Raw genomic sequence first — 1,211 nt, 5'->3', positions numbered from 1 at the left:
CATCGGCGCCTCCACGTCGACGAACCGCGGCGGCACGCTGCGCCACAAGCTCTTCGGCCGCGGCGACCACCTGCCGCAGAACCACCACGGCGCGTCCTTCGCCCTGCGCCGCCGGTAGGGTGACGCCGTTGGACGAGGCCGAGACCGTCCGACTCGAGACCGCCTACACCACGGGCCGTCAGGGCCCGCAGTCGGTCCGCTGGGACATCGCCGGTCGGCTCGACGGCGGTGACGCCGAGTCGAAGGGCGTCATGCAGGTCGGCCGGGACTCGCACATCACCATGGAGTCCCGCCAGGTCGGCGAGGACGTGTTCGTGCGGGTCGAGGTGGACGGGTCCGACGTCCCGGACGACGTCCAGCTGATGTACGCCGACCCGCAGTGGCGCCGTGTCTCGGCCGGTGAGGGGCAGGAGCCGCCCCTGAAGTCCCTCCTCGACCAGGTGGGCTTCCCTGCGGCCGGTCTGCCCTAACGTTCGTCGCGAGTTCGTACTTCTGTCTAACGCCCGGCGGGCATTGGGCTCCGAGGATGGAGACGTCAGCAGGAGGCAGCCGGCCTCCCGCCCTCCGAGAGGACGCCTCCCATGAAGAATCTCTCCGCCCTCCTCGCCGCCGCCGCCGTCGCCTCCTCCCTCCTGGTGCAGCCCGCCGGGGCCGCCACCGCCGCGCCGTCGAACCCCCTGGTCGTCCCCGGGGCAGGCACGTCCAAGGGGCAGGAGGTCGAGTCGCTGTTCGTGCGTGACTTCTTCTGCCAGCTGCTCCCGTGCTGACGCGGGGTCGCCTGCGGCACCGCCGTTAGACTCCGGGTGTGGCGGACAGCAGACGAACGGCGGAGACCGCACGCGTCGGTGCCGGTCCGCGCGTCGTCGACTGGCTCCTCCACCCCGTCGTGCCCGGCGGAGCGCTCGTGAGAGTGGCCGTGGCGGTCCTGGCCGTCGCCTTCACCCTCGCCGATCGGACCTTCTACGAAGGCGAGACCGACCTCCTCCACGCCGCGGTCGCCGGCGGCGTCTATCTCCCGGTGCTGGCCCTCGCCCTCAGCGTGCGCGCCTCCGCACTCATCTGGGTGCTGTTGGCCGCGGCGAGCCTCGTGGTCCTGCCCGGCTCGCTCTCCCAGCTGGTGGGGGTCGCCTTCGTGGGCGTCGTGCTCAACGGTGTGCTCACCTTTGCCCTGACGGCGCGTGAATGGGGCGTGTTCTGGGCGCTGTTCTCCC

At 71.8% G+C, this 1,211-nt stretch carries 3 protein-coding genes; all 3 read left to right on the top strand.

The window, feature by feature from the left end; all coding sequences use genetic code 11:
- Positions 1 to 128: 128 nt before the first annotated feature.
- A complete protein-coding gene (locus tag AB0L75_RS44375) occupies positions 129 to 470 on the top strand; it encodes a hypothetical protein (RefSeq protein WP_365191963.1) in 342 nt (113 codons plus the stop codon).
- A 111-nt stretch (positions 471 to 581) separates the two neighbouring features.
- The gene (locus tag AB0L75_RS44370) at positions 582 to 767 is read left to right on the top strand and encodes a hypothetical protein (RefSeq protein ID WP_098093749.1); all 186 of its coding nucleotides are present in this window, start codon (positions 582 to 584) and stop codon (positions 765 to 767) included.
- Positions 768 to 805: 38 nt separating this feature from the next.
- On the top strand, positions 806 to 1,211 hold a 406-nt coding region (locus AB0L75_RS44365; protein WP_365191962.1), incomplete at its 3' end, for a hypothetical protein.

It is taken from the genome of Streptomyces sp. NPDC052101, from assembly GCF_040680235.1.
Taxonomy (GTDB): domain Bacteria; phylum Actinomycetota; class Actinomycetes; order Streptomycetales; family Streptomycetaceae; genus Streptomyces.
The sequence above is the reverse complement of the archived record's forward strand: the minus strand, read 5'-3'. Positions and strand labels throughout refer to the sequence as shown.